Annotated in this window: 11 protein-coding genes; 2 read left to right on the top strand and 9 right to left on the bottom strand. The window is 43.9% G+C overall.

Annotation, left to right across the window (positions count from 1 at the left end; translation table 11 throughout):
- Nucleotides 1-8 precede the first annotated feature (8 nt).
- Entirely contained in the window at nt 9-614 is a 606-nt protein-coding gene (locus tag MHN81_RS01145; protein WP_231105471.1) for a LysE family translocator, read from the bottom strand.
- Between the two features lie 105 nt (nt 615-719).
- Here MHN81_RS01145 and MHN81_RS01140 point away from each other — a divergent pair, with 105 nt between their 5' ends.
- The gene (locus MHN81_RS01140; protein WP_239424822.1) at nt 720-2105 is read left to right on the top strand and encodes a PLP-dependent aminotransferase family protein; all 1386 of its coding nucleotides are present in this window, start codon (nt 720-722) and stop codon (nt 2103-2105) included.
- Nucleotides 2106-2142: 37 nt separating this feature from the next.
- Here MHN81_RS01140 and MHN81_RS01135 read toward each other — a convergent pair whose 3' ends face one another.
- The 6 genes from MHN81_RS01135 to MHN81_RS01110 all read right to left on the bottom strand — a co-directional run bounded on the left by MHN81_RS01135 (nt 2143) and on the right by MHN81_RS01110 (nt 12722).
- Nucleotides 2143-2499, bottom strand: coding sequence for a RidA family protein (locus MHN81_RS01135; protein WP_239424821.1), 357 nt, complete (start codon nt 2497-2499; stop codon nt 2143-2145).
- Nucleotides 2500-2811: 312 nt separating this feature from the next.
- Entirely contained in the window at nt 2812-3441 is a 630-nt protein-coding gene (locus tag MHN81_RS01130) for a J domain-containing protein (RefSeq protein ID WP_023399706.1), read from the bottom strand.
- A 156-nt stretch (nt 3442-3597) separates the two neighbouring features.
- Entirely contained in the window at nt 3598-5781 is a 2184-nt protein-coding gene (pbpC, locus tag MHN81_RS01125) for a penicillin-binding protein 1C (RefSeq protein WP_239424820.1), read from the bottom strand.
- A 46-nt stretch (nt 5782-5827) separates the two neighbouring features.
- Nucleotides 5828-10354: an MG2 domain-containing protein gene (locus MHN81_RS01120; RefSeq protein ID WP_239424819.1), complete on the bottom strand. Its 4527-nt coding sequence runs from the start codon at nt 10352-10354 to the stop codon at nt 5828-5830.
- A gap of 298 nt (nt 10355-10652) precedes the next feature.
- Entirely contained in the window at nt 10653-11525 is an 873-nt protein-coding gene (locus MHN81_RS01115) for an AraC family transcriptional regulator (protein WP_023399709.1), read from the bottom strand.
- 144 nt (nt 11526-11669) lie between these two features.
- Complete coding sequence (locus MHN81_RS01110; protein WP_023399710.1) at nt 11670-12722, bottom strand: enterochelin esterase related enzyme; 1053 nt, start codon at nt 12720-12722, stop codon at nt 11670-11672.
- A 103-nt stretch (nt 12723-12825) separates the two neighbouring features.
- Here MHN81_RS01110 and MHN81_RS01105 point away from each other — a divergent pair, with 103 nt between their 5' ends.
- The gene (locus tag MHN81_RS01105; protein ID WP_239424818.1) at nt 12826-13701 is read left to right on the top strand and encodes a LysR family transcriptional regulator; all 876 of its coding nucleotides are present in this window, start codon (nt 12826-12828) and stop codon (nt 13699-13701) included.
- A gap of 1 nt (nt 13702) precedes the next feature.
- Here MHN81_RS01105 and yacG read toward each other — a convergent pair whose 3' ends face one another.
- Nucleotides 13703-13942, bottom strand: coding sequence for a DNA gyrase inhibitor YacG (yacG, locus tag MHN81_RS01100; protein ID WP_023399712.1), 240 nt, complete (start codon nt 13940-13942; stop codon nt 13703-13705).
- 79 nt (nt 13943-14021) lie between these two features.
- A complete protein-coding gene (pilB, locus tag MHN81_RS01095; protein WP_239424817.1) occupies nt 14022-15698 on the bottom strand; it encodes a type IV-A pilus assembly ATPase PilB in 1677 nt (558 codons plus the stop codon).
- Between the last annotated feature and the right edge of the window lie 99 nt (nt 15699-15797).

Here is a 15797-nt window from a genome sequence, read left to right as displayed (position 1 = left end):
TCCTGTATCTAATTGAGGTGGATCAGTGGAAGACAGGCGAGCAATAAACTGGCCATCAGATAGTTGAATTTTTGCATGCGAGCTTGGCTTTGCAGCTTTTTGCTGATCACCTTGCCAAAGTAGGTCCAGCTGAGTCCACTGCCTAGCGCGACAATATTGAATACCAACACGCCAAGTATCGCAGAGTGCCAATAAAAGTCTCCGGGCAATGTAAGTGCTGTGGTCAGTGACAGCAATGTGGCCATGGTTTTAGGGTTAATAAGCTGAAATAACGCAGCTTGCATAAATGATAGTGGTTTTGCTTGCTGGGGTTGAAGGCTGTTTTTCGCGTGTTTAAATGCAATCTTATAAGCTAAGTAGATGATGTATCCACTTGCCAAAAATTTAAAGGTTAAATGCAATTGTGGGTTTGCCAATACTAGGTGACCTAGCCCCATTAGCATGACGATATGGATAGCTGTCATTCCTGCGCGAATACCAATGAGATGTGGCATGGTTTTTTTAATACCAAATTGAGACCCAGAGTAAGTCAGCAGGATGTTGTTAGGGCCAGGTGTAATCGATGCCGCAAAGCTGAATAGCATCAAAGCTGGCAGTAAGGTAAAAATTTCCACTGATGGCAAAGTGAACTCCTTATATTGTATCAATACAATTGTTGCTATTTGTTCTGTTTTTAATTATTGTCATAAGTACAAATAGGCATCAATTTATTTATTGTTATGGATACAATTTGGCAGGCTGATTGTGAACAGTTTTCACAATTAGCAAGTACTCAACCTAAATATATGGCACTTGCTGAGCTCATAGAGCAAGCAATAGATAATAAAGAGCTGGCTTTTGAGCAGCGATTGCCTGCGCAAAGAGCATTGGCAGATGCGTTGCAGATAACACATGGCACAGTGACGCGCGCTTATGAGCTACTGGAGCAGCGTGGTTATGTTCAGGCAAAATTAGGTGCAGGTACTTACGTAACTAAAAACAATAGCCTACACCATCAAATGCAAATAAGTGATTTAGCATCGAGTGTGCAGCCATTGATGGGACAAGAAAGCATCATTGCACGAGCCATGCAGTCGCTTGCACACAGCCATACTGATCTATCGGAGCTGTTAACTTATAAGCTCAATGGTTTGCCTCGCCATCAAAGCTTTTTCCGGGATTGGTTAATTCAGCGCGGGTTTGCGTGCGAAAAACATGAAGTGGTCTTTACGCAGGGCGCACAGCAAGGGATTTATAGCTGTTTATCAACGCTCTGTGATCCTGGCGATGTTGTTTTACACGAAGCTTTAACGTATCCCGGCTTTTTCAAAGCATGTAAGAGTTTACAGATACACACCAAGGGTATTCCTGTTAACAGTGAAGGCATTGACTTAGCTGTGCTCGAATCAATTTGTCAAACCCAGTCGGTGAAAGCGATTTACATTACACCCAACTGCCAAAATCCAACCAATGTGCGCTATAGCGAAGCGAGGTTGCAAGCGCTGTTGGCTTTGAGCCGTAAATATCATTTTTTCATCCTAGAGGATGATGTGAATTATTGCTTGCCAGAAAACTGGCGATTACCACTTTGGCAGCAAGCGCCCGACCGTGTGTTTTATCTAGCCAGTTTTTCCAAGTATTTTAGTGGTGGCTTACGCGCAGGTTATCTGCTTGCGCCTTTATTGTGGCAACAGCAGGTGATCAATACGGTTCATGCACAATGCTGGTCGGTGTCGATGACGAACTTTGAGTTGTTGATGCGTGCGCTGCAAAGTAAAGAATACCAATATGTACAAACAAAGTTGGAGGACGAAATTCGTTATCGCCAAGCAGCGTTGAACAGTGTGCTAGCTCAGTTTTCATTTTCAGCGGAATTTCAGGGCTTGAATGTTTGCTGGCAATTACCTGCAAATTTAAATATGCACTATGTAGCAGCTCAGTTTAAATCCCACCAAGTCGAGGTTCGAGCTTTAGATGTCTTTTCTTCTCCATCAGAGGCATGTGAGGATAATGGAATACGGTTTACTTTGGGCGGGCCTGCAACTCGGGAGGCATTTAACTTTGCAATGTCACGGGTTGAAGTGGTGTTACAAGAGCTATTGATGCAATCGGATGTGGTCATTTAAAGGACATTTGCCGACTTTGGTCGGCAAATGTGACTGATCAGTCTTTTTTCACAGCTGCAACCACAGACACTTCAACGAGCAGTTCAGGTCTGGCCATCGCCGCTTCAACGCAGGCTCTTGCAGGCGCGTGGCCTTCAGGGACCCAAGCGTCCCATACTTCATTCATTTGTGCGAAGTATTGCATGTCACTGATATAGACGGTTGCACTTAACATGTGCTTTCTGTCACTGCCTGCTTCTTCAAGTAGGGCATCTACTTTATCGAGCATGGTTTGCGTTTGCTCTTTAATACCTTGTGTCGCATCTTTACAAACTTGTCCACATAAGTAGATGGTATCGTTATGCACGACGATACGGCTCATTCGTTGGTTTGTATGTGTGCGCGTAATGGTCATATTTATTCCTCGTTAGCAGGCCTATATTTCAGGCTTGGGTAGTTAGGTTGAAGTTCGCTTGTCATACATGTTCAGTGTCAATGTCCATGTGTGGGCGTGATGTATTTGTCCAGTAGTATATTGCAATTAAAGCGCTTAATTAAGCGCGATTGTCAGACGTTGTACCTGTTTTACTAGTTAAACCGCTGTTTGTACTGGAGGCAACAAGTGGGATGTTCACATTAAAAGCGAAACGCTTTAAGTTAGCGTGAAGGGGGCTGATATGATGAAAAAAGGCCAATGCTAGCACAGGCCTATTTTAGTTAATCCTATTTACACAGAGATCATGATTAAGCCGATGGCGCAAATGATGGTTAGGCCAATAAATATGTTAGCTAAGTTACCAGTATCAGCAATTGGTTCTGGAATGATTTCAGGCTGCGGGATCTCTTGTTGCGTCATGCGATAATAAAAGTTATCACCATAGCGTGCTTTTAGATCATCACGCTTGGTCCACTCCAATTGTGTGGTGAGAAAGATCAGCACTTCGCTGGTGACCATTTCTTTATCATTTTGACAGGACTTTTGGTGCGCCAATACTCGATCAAATATCAGGGCGGCTAAGTCTTGCCTGAGCTCTATCTCTTGGCATGCTGGATGATCTATAAGCAGCTGCCATGCGGAGACTTGTGTATGCCTATGTGCATTGCCCAGTAACTCATTTAATTCTTCACTAAACTCGCTAAACAGCGGGTTCGCTATGCTCTGCTGCGAAGGCGTAAATGGCTCTGCCAGTCCGCTGATCACCGATTGATAGGCTGCATTGAGCTGCGTTTCTTGTTCAGCTCGGGTTTCTTCTGGGGATGTTTTTAAGTCTTCTAGCTTTTGTTGATACGCCGCTTCAATTTGTTGCTTATCTGAAGTTGGAGTTAGTTCTAGTACATTCCAAGGATCTTTTGACACGGTTTAGCTCACCTTTCTTACTCTGTCAGTTTAATCTGTCATTATTAATGACATAAAGACTACAGTCATGTGGTTGAGTGTAGCAGACTCCTTCTACTTTTCTAAACCATAGGTGACGGTTTTGTTGTTACTTTGGGTAAATTTAGGGAGGACGGTTTACGGGTGAATATAAATGACGTGCTTATCGCATTGCGAACGAAAGCATGCTGATACAATGGTCTTGCCTAAGTATTGCTCTAGCTTCAGCTCTGGCTTTTTTTGCGGTGCATGATTGATGAACCAATTAACATCAACTTGGCGTGAAGATCTTAACGGCAAAACGTCCAATTGAGATCGGTAGTAATGTTGTCCACTGCGCAGAGAGGTGATGGCGATGCCGGTATCAACGGTAGTCGCATCTGTCGTGGCAGACCTTGGGTTGGGTTGGCTAGGGCTTTTTTTGGTGTTCAGCCAATCAGAGAGCTTTTCTGGCCAAGATGAGAAAGTCGTAAAGTCACCATTTATATTCATACTTGGTGGCGTTGCATGGTTTATTGTCCAAGCTTGATGCTGAGAATCACAGCTATCTTTTGACACCTGAGCCAGTGCTAAGCCACTTGGCCAGCATATGATGGTATTGGTAACTTGCTGAGGCCGAATAAGTTTACGACTATCTGGTGGTAACAAGTCAAATGCATCAAACATCAAAGGTGCAGCTTGTGTTGCTCCGAGGTAGCCAAGCATAGGGCTGGCATCTGGGCGGCCAACCCATACTGCAACAGTGTAATCAGGGCTGACGCCCACCGACCAGAAATCGCGATACCCATAACTTGTACCTGTTTTCCATGCGATTTTTCTGCGTATAGACGGGACCACTCGATCTGGTGCACTTTGAGCACTGAGCATTTGGAAGGTGATCCAACTGCTTTGTGCAGAGAGGATTGATGTTGGCGACTGGAGGTTGAGATCATGACTTAGCACCTTGAGCGGGGCGACATAACCGTTGCTGGCTAATGCACGGTATAGTTTCGCCAAAGTAAGTAGCTGGGTGCCCGTCCCCCCTAGACCCACAGACAAATTGGCTTTTTTATGACTGAATTCAATACCCGCACGGGAAAGGTTGTGTTCAAATCGAGCGGGTGTAATACGATTTAATAGCTGAATTGCAGGCACGTTTAATGACTTTTGCAAAGCGCGCTCAGCACTGATCGGGCCGTTAAAATGACCATTTAAATTTTGTGGCTTGTAACCGTCGAAGTTTGCTGGAATATCACTCAAAAGGCTTTTACTGTGAATAAGGCCCATATCTAGTGCTTGGCCGTATATAAATGGTTTTAGTGTCGAGCCAGGTGAGCGTGTGGCGCGTACCATATCAACGTGTGCAAATCGGCTGGCATTTTGGAAGTCGATAGAGCCCTGATAGGCTCGGATCTCTGCACTGGGGTTATGCAAGACAACGATTGCTGCGGAGGCCTTGTGGGGTAAATGGGTGCTGGTGTGACGCAGTAGCGCAGCCAAACGTTTTTGTAGCGAGTAATCTATCGTGGTAGTGAGTTTGTGTGCATTGGAGTAACGTTGTTTTAAATAGCGGCTTAGCAGTGGTGCTAATGTGGGCTGCGGATCTTTGTGCAGCTTAACGGATTCTTTACGTAATAGTTGGTACTGCTCCGAGCTTAACAACTTCCCTTGTTGCAAACGCGAGAGTACTTTATTGCGCATGGTTTTTGCGCGTTCTAGATATCTGTCTGGTCGATATAGAGAGGGCTTTTGTGGCAACACAACCAACAATGCGGCTTCATTTTTATTGAGTAATACTGGCAACTTATCAAAGTATCTAATGGATGCTGCGGCGACACCTTCAATATTGCCGCCAAATGGTGCTAAATTGAGGTAGAAAGTGAGGATCTCTTTTTTACTATAGTGCCACTCCAATTGGATAGCCCTTGCAATTTGATGAAGCTTTCCGCCAATGGTTCTGGAGTGGGGATCAATTAAACGCGCGACTTGCATAGTCAGCGTAGAGCCACCCGATATGACTCGTCCATTGCGTATCCACTGCCCAGCGGCGCGCAGCAACGAAAAAGGATTAACACCAAAGTGATAATAAAACCATTGATCTTCGTAATGCAGAAGCGCATTTAAATAGAATTGATCTACGTCCTTTGGCGTTACGTGATAGCGGTGTACACCTTGCTGGTCACCAAAAGAGCGCAAAGTCCGTTCGTTACTGGCGGTGACAAGTGTCGATGGCCCGTGTGGGTATATAGCCGGCAGAGGGTTATGGGTATGCCAAACAACCGCAGCCATGATTATGGCAAGGGTGGAGGCTGCGACTGTGAACAAAGCTTTTTTCAAAATCATCTAATTCTAATTGGCAGGAATAAAAGCCCCGTCTGGGGCTTTTTCGTTACCGTTCGATTGTGATTGTAGAAGGAAACTGTGTATACAACACATGTTTTTGAGGTCGATACATAGACTCCATGAAGCTTGCAGGGTTTGCATAGACTCCCGGTACTTCTGCTCGTAATAAATAGGCAAATTGCTGCCTTGGGGCTGCATCATTAAAGCGAGTGTATGATCTTGGCTTAAGATCTGTCACAGCAACATATCTATCATTGCGATATTCTTGGTGCTCTACATCGCTTAAAACTACGCCCTCAGGAAGCAAGCTGTGAATGTCTAAGTCTTGCAAAAGAGCTGGGTTTTCGAGTACGAATCCCGCTGGGATTTGATCGACAATCATGGCGTCATGGATCCGCTCTTTGGTCTCGACATCTAGGATGACCAATATGCGTTCACCGACCTTGATAGGCGTTTTATAATTTAAAGGCTCTGCGTTTAAATTAAACCAACGCCTCACAAAATGTTTCATTTTAACGGTGTTAAAGGGGTTAATTTTGTTTGCGATGGAGCTATCAAATTCGACATAACCAGTATGTAGCTGTTGAACATAAAGGGTTGAGTCAGTGTCGTTTTTCAAATGCAAGTCTGGTGTGAGCGGGTATTCCAATACGCCGTGGTGAGTAATAGATTGACCGTTGATAGTCACGCTTAAAGGAGCTTGATTTTGGCTACTCGCGGATACAGCGCTTCGTAATAAGGCGGCACGCTCTTGGGTACTCAACCAGGGGTTATTTGCCGCCAGATCGGGTAGCTGCTCGATGAGCCTATTGACAATTTTTTGCGCTTTAGAGTTTAGTCCTCGTAGTCTTTTTATGTCGTATAAGGTGTTAATAGTCAGCGCTTTATCGCGGATATCACTGCCGTAATCGTAGATGTAGTCTTCGACTCTGGATTGATTGTCAAATTGGTTGAGGAGTTTTGAAGCCTGTGCAATGGCACCGGTATTAGCCAGAGCTGCAACAAACTGGATCAAACTCAATTGTGTCGGGAAAGTGGTGATATCTAATGCCTCTAAGTCGCTGTAGCTGAGCTTACCTAAACGGCTAGAAAAATATGCTGCATAGGTCGTGGCAGCAATAGCGGCATCGGGACTATATGAGAGAGCATCGACAAAGTCACCTCTGGCGTAGCGAAGCACACGGTACTGCGCTTCTTGCAACATCTCTGTAGGCACAAGTTCAGGGTGTTGTTGATGTACTTGGGTAAGAAAGTCCGTTACATAGACGGTGAGCCAAGGGGACTCTTTGCCGTAGCTGCCCCAAGTGGCAAATCCCCCGGTGGTTTTTTGCATGGTTTTTAGTCGGCCCACTGCCATGCTGAGATATTCTTTATTGGTCTGTAGTTGAGCATCTTGGCGCAAGGCGGTGTGTTGGAACTTGTCTAACTGTGGATGTTGTAGTGTAAATGGCCAAGCTTTGCTGGTAGTCTGCTCCGCACAGCCATAGGGGTATGCGTGCAGCCCAGACGCAAATTGGGCAATGTTTAGGATCGGCGAATGGCTGATCAGCAGTTTACCTTCTTTCCCGGTGAGCACTTTAAGCCCACTCCAATGTGTGCCATCAATTGTTATGGATTGCTCAGGAACGAGTTGGCTGTTTACGGTGTTGGATGTCCAAGGTTCAATGTAGTTAATGGGCACTCGCCAACTGCGTTCAAGGTTGAGGTTTTCACCTGTTACTTTAAGCGTAAACGTCGTAATGCCAGCCGCGTTATTATCTAATGTCTTCACAGAAGTACTCGCACTCCAGTGTTTACCATCATTGAGTACAACGCTGTGTTCAGCCTGACCTGTCAGTTCAACGGTGTTATTGGCACTCAATTTGACCGTCAACGCCTGTTCTTGACCACTTAAATTGTGAATATCCAGTGTGACGGAAGAAGTATCTCCAGGGATCAAAAAGCGCGGTACACTGAGTTCAGCAACGAGGGGCATACGAATAATCTGGTCTTGTACCAGTTGACCTACTTGCTGCTCGTTAAAAGCGGTGATAATGATCTGTGCTTCACCATTGTAGTCAGGTAATGTGAGTTCTATCGATGCTTGCCCGGCTTGTAGCCTTACGGGTTGAGACATCAATTGAATGGTTTTACTCTCGACTAAGTCATCATTACGATTAGTATTATTCTCGACGCTGTCACTGCCAAAGCGTGACTGTGCAAATGGGTTTGGGCGCGGATCGTATTGACGTGAATACAGGTCAACAATATCCCCGCTGTAGCGTCGTTGAGCGAAAAAGTGATCAAATGGGCTTTTGGGTTTAAAGCGACTGAGGTTTACGATCCCTTTGTCTACCATAGATACAGTCACCCAAGTTTCTTGATCAGCCATCAGCCCAGTTGCTTTGATGGGAATTTGAATCGTTTGTAGTGGTTCAATTTGCTCTGGCAAAGTGGTTGATAATTGGATTTTTCTCTCGCTTCTATCCAGTGAAATTGGTATGACGCCTAAATAGCGTTTCGGTGCACCTTGTTGCTGTCCAAATACACTGGCTGTGATATATAAATCGTGGCGAGCGAGGTTTTTATCGATAGGGATATTGATATGTGATTGCCCTTTTTTTACTGGTATTTTTTTAGACCAAAGGACACGATCGGATTCAAGGGTGACTAACAGCTGACCATTTATGGGCGAGGTCAAAGTTGCTTGTGCCTGCTCTCCAGCTCTATAGGCTTGTTTATCTAGAGAAAGCTGTAAATGCTCGGGTTTAACGGCTGGCTGGCCATAGCCACGGTACCAGCCAGCATAAAATTCATAGCGTGTTTTTGTTCCACTACTTAAATCTGTGGCTTCCAGGCGATAGTTCCCCCAGCTTACGGGTAACTCAATACGCATTGTATCTGCTGTTAAATCAATCACACTTTGGTGATCTTTACGCCATCGATCTTGTTTTTGCTGTTGCCAGCCGATGCCGTCTTCATACATCCAATAGTATCGACCTTGATCATAATAGAGCTCAAGTTTTACACTGCCACTGGACAGTGTTTGCCCGTCAGCAGACAAAAGAGCCACTTCGAAAGCGGCATCGGAGTTGTACTCAATCGATTTGTTGAGAGGTTTTATACCGGGAATAGTCGTGTTCTTCCAACTAGTGAAAGAGACGGAGCGCTGCACGGCAGCGCCTCCTGATTCTTGTAGTGCAAAATAAACTTTTGTTTTAACAGGGCTTTTTATCTTGTTTGCACTTGGCGTCGCAACTTTTACTTGTGCGTCACCTTGCTCAGATAGTTGCTTGTCCTTCAGGTATTTTAAATTGTTGTACAAGTAAAAATCTTGGCCGACAATGAAGTCTTTATAGGGGCCTAAGAAGTGTCTAACTGGCTGATGGATGATATGTGTTGTAAATGTATTGCCTGCCGCTGGGCTACCAAATAAATATTTACCTGAGAGATCGACGCTATTTTCTTCACCCGAAAAGACAAATTTAGTTGCTGTTTTGGCCTTTAAGTCCATGCGCTCAGGCACAAACTCTTCGAGTTGAAAATTAAACTCTGCGATTGTTTGCTCCGCGCTGGGGTCTAGCTTTACACCCACTGTATAGCGTCCTGTAGGCCAGTCTTTGGCAGTTTTGAGTGATTTACTAAAATAACCGCTTGCAGATGAGTGCAATGTCTCTTTGACAACCTCTTCCTGACGCGGGTTTTTTATCGATAGGGTGAGTGTATTGGTATCTATAGTACGTCCATCAAAGTCACGCAGTAAAATATTGAGAGGTAGGGAGTCACCCGGCCTGACTAAATCTCTATTACTGTAGATAAACGCTTCAATGTCTTGATATAAACGACCTCCTAGCTGATATGCCGAGAGGTCAAGTGGCGTTTCTTTAATTGGAAGTAACGCTATTTGCGGAGGCTGACCAGCTTGCTCAAGCTCGGCAATAACGATGTCGCTTTGTTCTAGTGATACAAAAAAATCAATGCTACCTTGTGTGTTTGTATGTCCTTGACGCACTAGCTCATGCTTGCGATAGATACTGACTTTTGCATTGGCTACGCTAGCCCCATCTTGTAACTGACTGATAGTAAATGTTGCTGCATTTTTTTGTACTCTTGCTTGGATCCCTAACTCAGTCAGCAGCATGTGCTTGACTTGCAGCTCATCAAACTGCCCAGCCGCTTTTAGTGTGACAATGTACCAACCAGATGAAAGGTGAGCTGGGATAGGCAGCTTTGCAGAATGAACGGTATCTGAGACTTTGTTTGGCAGTGTATACCTGTCTGCAAAAACACTTTCGTAGCTATAACTTAACCTGTCAAGTGTACTCGGATAGATTGAGCCGTTTAAATAATGGCGTTGTAAAAAGTCATGAGGGCTTGTCAGTCGTAGGATCTCAATGTCCACTTCGGTAGTATTTTTATAGCTAATTGGAATAGCTTGGCCAGCCCCTTTGGGTACGAGTGGACCGGCACCGACAATGGCCACTTGAGGTGTTTGCAGTTTTGTATTGTTTGCTTTTGCAGCATTGTGCCAGCCAACGAAGAGCAACAATATCGACAAAAATACACAGTACGCTCGCACGCTCCATGTGTTCATGATTTTCCCCTAATAATACTGATTTTAAATAAGTTTAAGTCACTTATCATGAATGTAATGTGATTATCTTACTTCTTGCCTTTAAGCGCAAAGGCTTAATATCAATTTGACTAATTGGGGACGCGGACTGAATAGTCTTAGCAATGGCATGTGCCTTTTACCACTTTGTGACGCTAAATCTGAGTGCTTAAATTGAGCAGATTGTGGCGCAAAAATACTGGTGCCCGTACCTATAAATTTAAGAGGTTGTTTAGATTAGCCACTATATTTAGTGGCTAATTGAGTATGTGCGTACTAACTACTTAACTAAAAAATTGATGCGAGTTAACAGGTCTTTGGGCGCTGTATTTTTAAGGTCGTTGAGATACTCTTCAAAGGGAGGAAAGTCAGCAAGTTCGAATTGACTTTGTGGTAGCCATTGACCATACAGCCAGTTGTATGGCTTTTCAAGTTCTGCATAATCGCCTTTAAATAAAATGCTCACGGTGTCGCCTGCTGGGATAGTTAGCAGCTCAAAGTCGTGTTGCGGTGGTAGCTTGTTTTTATCAATGGTAATGCAGGCCATAGACTTGAGTTTATCTTGAGGCACAGATTCTGGGTCATCAAAGTAAATACCAAAAAAACGCGTGGTGTCATCAATCAGTGCTGATTTGCCAGCCATCAATGATAATTTTTCAAATGCTTGACCAATTTGCATATAGTCGCCGTGGTGGTTAATGCCAATTAATTCAATGTCGGAAATCGATTGCTGCTCTACTGGATACATGATGTGATACTCCTTGGTTGACTTAGGATAAAGTGCAGTGACAGAAGAGACTGGTTCAGCACGCAGTTGGCGATACTGATTCGGTGTTTCTCCATAATGTTTTGTGAAGGCTCGGTTAAATGCTTCAACGCTGCCATAGCAAACCTTTTTTGCTATTTGCTGTTGGCTTAAGTCACTGCGGATCAAATAAGTCGCCGCTTTCAACATACGCATTCTTCTGACTGTGACATTAATTGTCTCCCCGGCGTATTCTCGATAAATTCGATGAAAATGGTACGCTGACATACAAGCAATATCTGCCAAGGTGTTCACGTCTAATTCGGACTCTGCATGCTCGTATAGGTGATCAATCACCCGCAGCAGCCGGCCTTCATAGTAATTTTGTGTACTTAGCTTATGTTTCATCGTTTCGCTACTCAATTGGGGTTAGTCTAGTAGTACGCCTAGTTGATTGTGACGACAAGGCTAAAGTAGCGCAAGGTGGATTGATAATGTTTGCGAATTTTGAATTGAAGAAAAGGGCCCGAATAGTGTGGCCCTTTTTTGAAACTACAGACGTTCATTAAAAAACGGCAGCATATGATGTTCTAAGCGTGCTAATGCTTGGTCACTGTGGCCACCTGGGAATACATCAAATGTAATAGGCACCTTATTCGCTTGCGCTTTTTGTTTAAGAGCAAGCACCCCCTCTGAAATCCAGATATAGTCATCTTTGTCGCCCACATCTATGCGTACTGAACTAAGTTGCGCGACCACAGATGGCGTCGAATACAGGTCAATAAGCTCACCAAATCCACTGTACCATAGAGGCTTCTGTGCTGGATCAATACTATAGTGCACGCCAAAAGGTTGTTCTGCACTGCCAGCAAAAGCACCGGCATAGGCCATAAGGTAAGCACTATAACTATTCGCTTGACCATTATTCCAAATTTCACGGCCTTGAAATGAAGCAAACTCTGATTTCATAACCGCTCGAGGATCTTCAGCTGTGGCCAATTTTTTCTTAAACGCTTGATAGCGTTTAATGGCGACTTCAGAGGTTAAGTATGATTTTGCCATGCCTTTCTCATCGAACATGCCTGGGCTTAGCGCATAAACGTGGCCAAATAGGTCTGGGTTTTTGGCTGCAAATCTTAAAGCGCCAGTTCCGCCCATCGAAAAGCCCGCAATACCGCGGTGGTTTGCTGAAACTTTAGTACGATATTTGTTGTCTACCCAAGGTAATACTTCTTTGATCACGTAGTCGCTAAAATTACCATGGACCGCTGAATTGACATAAAAGCTGCCTCTCAATGGCGTATTACCTTCTAACATCACAATGATCATTTCCATATTTCGACCATTTTTTTTATGGTTATCGAGCATGGCTTCGATGTGCTGGCTGTATTTTATTGGCCAGCTATAAGCGCCTAATAAATACAATACTGGGTACCTTTTGTTGCTCTGATGGTAGCCCTCAGGTAAGTAGATATGGATATCTCGTGTACTTTGAGTACCAATCAAACTGTTTTCGAGTGCTTTTGAATGAAAAGGCAGCTTGATGATTTGTGCATGCAGTTGACTACTTGCTAAAACAAGTAACAAAAATATTATAGTTTTCATGATGATGACTCCTGCTGATAAAGCTTGCAGTTAACTTACAATGTGCCTAAATTAATAACAAATATAAAAACAGATTGATTTATATGTAATGAATATAAATTGGATGGATATTAAAAAACTAAATTATGTAGTTACAGTTGCGCAGGAGTTGAGTTTTAGTCGAGCTGCACAAAAACTCCATATGTCGCAGCCGCCATTGAGTCAGCAAATCCGCCAAATCGAGCAGTATTTAGGTATGCCGCTATTTGAGCGTTCAACGCGCTCAGTCAGTTTAACGACTTTTGGTGCGCTATTTGTGAGCAAAGCTCAGCGGGTTCTAGCTGCGCACAACGATTTGGGGGAGTGTGTAAAAAGTTTTCAAAATGGCGTCCAGCAGCCTATCAAGTTGGGTTGTATTGGACTGGCGTTTGAAGCATTAATGGCAAAGAAGATGGCGATTTTATCTGAGTGTTCGCCAAAGCTTGACTTGGCTTTGGAGGAAGGGAGCAGTGCTGAATTGGTAGCTCGGTGCCAGTCCGGGCAATTGCACGGCGCAATTATTCGTCTCTTTGCTCCCGATTTACCCGCAGAAAATATTCATTATCTTTGCAGTGAACGATATGTTTTTGCCTGTCCGAAACAATGGCACTTGGAGTCCACGGTTTCATCAATAAAGGCATTGTGTGGTAAGCCGTTCATTCATTACCCAAAGGCATTGCAACCAAAATTGTATGAAGCAATAGAGGAGGTTTTTCATCAAGCGAAAGCTACAATGAATGTGGTACAAGAAGTTAAAACCAAATCGACCACACTATCTTTAGTTGCCGCAGGTCTGGGATTTGCGATCGTACCGCAATCAATGATGAACAAGTACCAATCTCAGGTGGATTTTATTGCTATTGAAGAGCACTTGCCTAGTGTGGATTATTATTTGTATTGCCAAGATTGGCAAGTGCACCATCAAATTAAGAACTTATATCAATTACTGAGCGAACCATAAGCTATTTGAAGAAGTCATCGTCATTTTTAGCTAGCATGGCTTCAATATCTTCAATGAGTGCCTGTGGATCTGGCTGAGCGAGATCTGTGCTCTGCACTGGGCTGGAGATTTTATTGTTTTCTTCTGACCACTCGCCTAGATCTATAAGCTGACAACGTTTAGAACAAAATGGACGGTGTGGGCTTTGTGCCGACCAGATCACCTCTTTTTGACAGGTTGGGCATTGGACAGCTGTTGGCATAGTAATTACTCATATTGTAGTGGAGCGGTATAGTTTACTGCTTTGAAGTAAACTATACCAGCGCCGCTCAGAAACTCGGTTAGTAGTTTGTGACGCGGTTGATTTCAGCCAAAGAAGTGACGCCGGATGCGGCCTTTTTGAGGCCGGATTTACGCAAATTATCAAATCCCAGCTGATCAGCTAATTCGGCAATTTCTAGAGAGTTAGCACCAGCCATGATCTTATGTGACATTTCTGGGGTTATTTTGACAACTTCATAAACACCCACTCGGCCTTTATAACCGTCTGTGCAGTGGTCACAGCCTTTTGGCGAGAATAAAGTGAGCTCTTTTATCTGTGTGTCGTTAAAACCTTGTCGACGCAGCTCTTCTTCAGGGAGTTGTTCCGGCTCTTTACATTTAGGGCATAGCCTTCTCGCTAATCGCTGAGCAATGATTAAGCTGACTGAGCTGGCAACATTGTATGCAGGCACGCCCATATTGAGTAGCCGAGTAAGTGTTTCAGGGGCTGAATTGGTATGCAGTGTACTCATTACCAAGTGGCCTGTTTGTGCAGCTTTTATTGAAATTTCTGCGGTTTCCAAATCACGGATCTCACCCACCATGACGACATCCGGATCTTGCCTTAAAAATGCTTTAAGCGCATTGGCAAAAGTCATATCGGCTTTGGTGTTGATCTGTACTTGGTTGATCCCTTCAAGGTTAATTTCTACTGGATCTTCTGCTGTACTGATGTTTCGCTCAGGCTTGTTTAAAATATTAAGGCCAGTATAAAGTGACACGGTTTTACCAGAGCCTGTTGGGCCCGTAACTAAGATCATCCCTTGAGGCTGCTCCAGTGCATTCAAATATAGATCTTTTTGCTCTGGTTCATAGCCCAATACATCGATGCCTAATTTGGCAGCAGATGAATCGAGTATACGCATTACTATTTTCTCTCCCCACATAGTTGGGAGGGTACTGACACGAAAATCGATGCTTTTGCGTTCAGAAATTTTAAGCTTTATACGACCATCTTGTGGTTTTCGTTTCTCGGCAATATCGAGGTGTGACATAACTTTGATACGTGCCGAGAGGCGGCTTGCCAACGAGTTTGGGGGGCTGGCCATTTCATGCAAAATGCCATCAATTCGAAAACGAACTCGGTACTTCTTTTCGTACGGTTCGAAGTGTAAATCTGAGGCGCCTTTTTTTATCGCGTCCATCAATATTTTATTGATGTATACGATGATAGGAGCATCATCTTTTTCTTCATCTTGCTGTTGAGTCTGAGGCTCATCTTCGACATCTAGGCTCGCGAACTCTTTAAATTCATCTTCACTGAGAGAGAGTCCTGAACTTGAGTCAAAGAGCTGGTCAATTTTTTGTTCAAGCAGTTTGTGATCGACGACTACGATTTCACATTGCAGTCCTGTGCTAAACTCGAAATTTTCGAATGCACCATAATCCGTGGGATCGGATGTTGCGATAAACAACTTACGATCTTTTTTCACCAACGGCAGCAGGTAATGCTGACGAATTAACTTTTCTTTGATCAGATCTTTGGGCACATTGGTAACATCAAAGCCATTGAGATCGAAATAAGGCACACGAAATAAGTCGAGACATTGTTCCGCTAACTCTTGGCCAGACATACCGCTACATAAGCAGATGAGCTCAGCAGTTGTGGTCGCATCGGCTTGCTTCGCCTTAATTTGATCTGGCGTAACCCTACCTAAGGTAATGAATTTTCTCAGTAATGGAGAGTGATGTTCCATAATGTCCTTTAATACTTCAACAGCTTACATTAATGTAGCAAATAAACAGTAAACCTGCTCAACCTTAGCTAAGCCAGTTTATATCTAATCATTCTAAAG

The organism is Pseudoalteromonas sp. Of7M-16, assembly GCF_022347805.1.
GTDB classification, from domain to species: domain Bacteria; phylum Pseudomonadota; class Gammaproteobacteria; order Enterobacterales; family Alteromonadaceae; genus Pseudoalteromonas; species Pseudoalteromonas luteoviolacea_F.
This window is presented reverse-complemented; position numbering and strand designations above follow the sequence as displayed.

Coding starts and splice junctions, on each gene's coding strand:
- MHN81_RS01140 (WP_239424822.1), top strand. CDS start 720: ATGGATACAATTTGGCAGGCTGATTGTGAACAGTTTTCACAATTAGCA.
- MHN81_RS01135 (WP_239424821.1), bottom strand. CDS start 2,499: ATGACCATTACGCGCACACATACAAACCAACGAATGAGCCGTATCGTC.
- pbpC (WP_239424820.1), bottom strand. CDS start 5,781: ATGATTTTGAAAAAAGCTTTGTTCACAGTCGCAGCCTCCACCCTTGCC.
- MHN81_RS01120 (WP_239424819.1), bottom strand. CDS start 10,354: ATGAACACATGGAGCGTGCGAGCGTACTGTGTATTTTTGTCGATATTG.
- MHN81_RS01115 (WP_023399709.1), bottom strand. CDS start 11,525: ATGAAACATAAGCTAAGTACACAAAATTACTATGAAGGCCGGCTGCTG.
- MHN81_RS01110 (WP_023399710.1), bottom strand. CDS start 12,722: ATGAAAACTATAATATTTTTGTTACTTGTTTTAGCAAGTAGTCAACTG.
- MHN81_RS01105 (WP_239424818.1), top strand. CDS start 12,826: ATGGATATTAAAAAACTAAATTATGTAGTTACAGTTGCGCAGGAGTTG.
- yacG (WP_023399712.1), bottom strand. CDS start 13,942: ATGCCAACAGCTGTCCAATGCCCAACCTGTCAAAAAGAGGTGATCTGG.
- pilB (WP_239424817.1), bottom strand. CDS start 15,698: ATGGAACATCACTCTCCATTACTGAGAAAATTCATTACCTTAGGTAGG.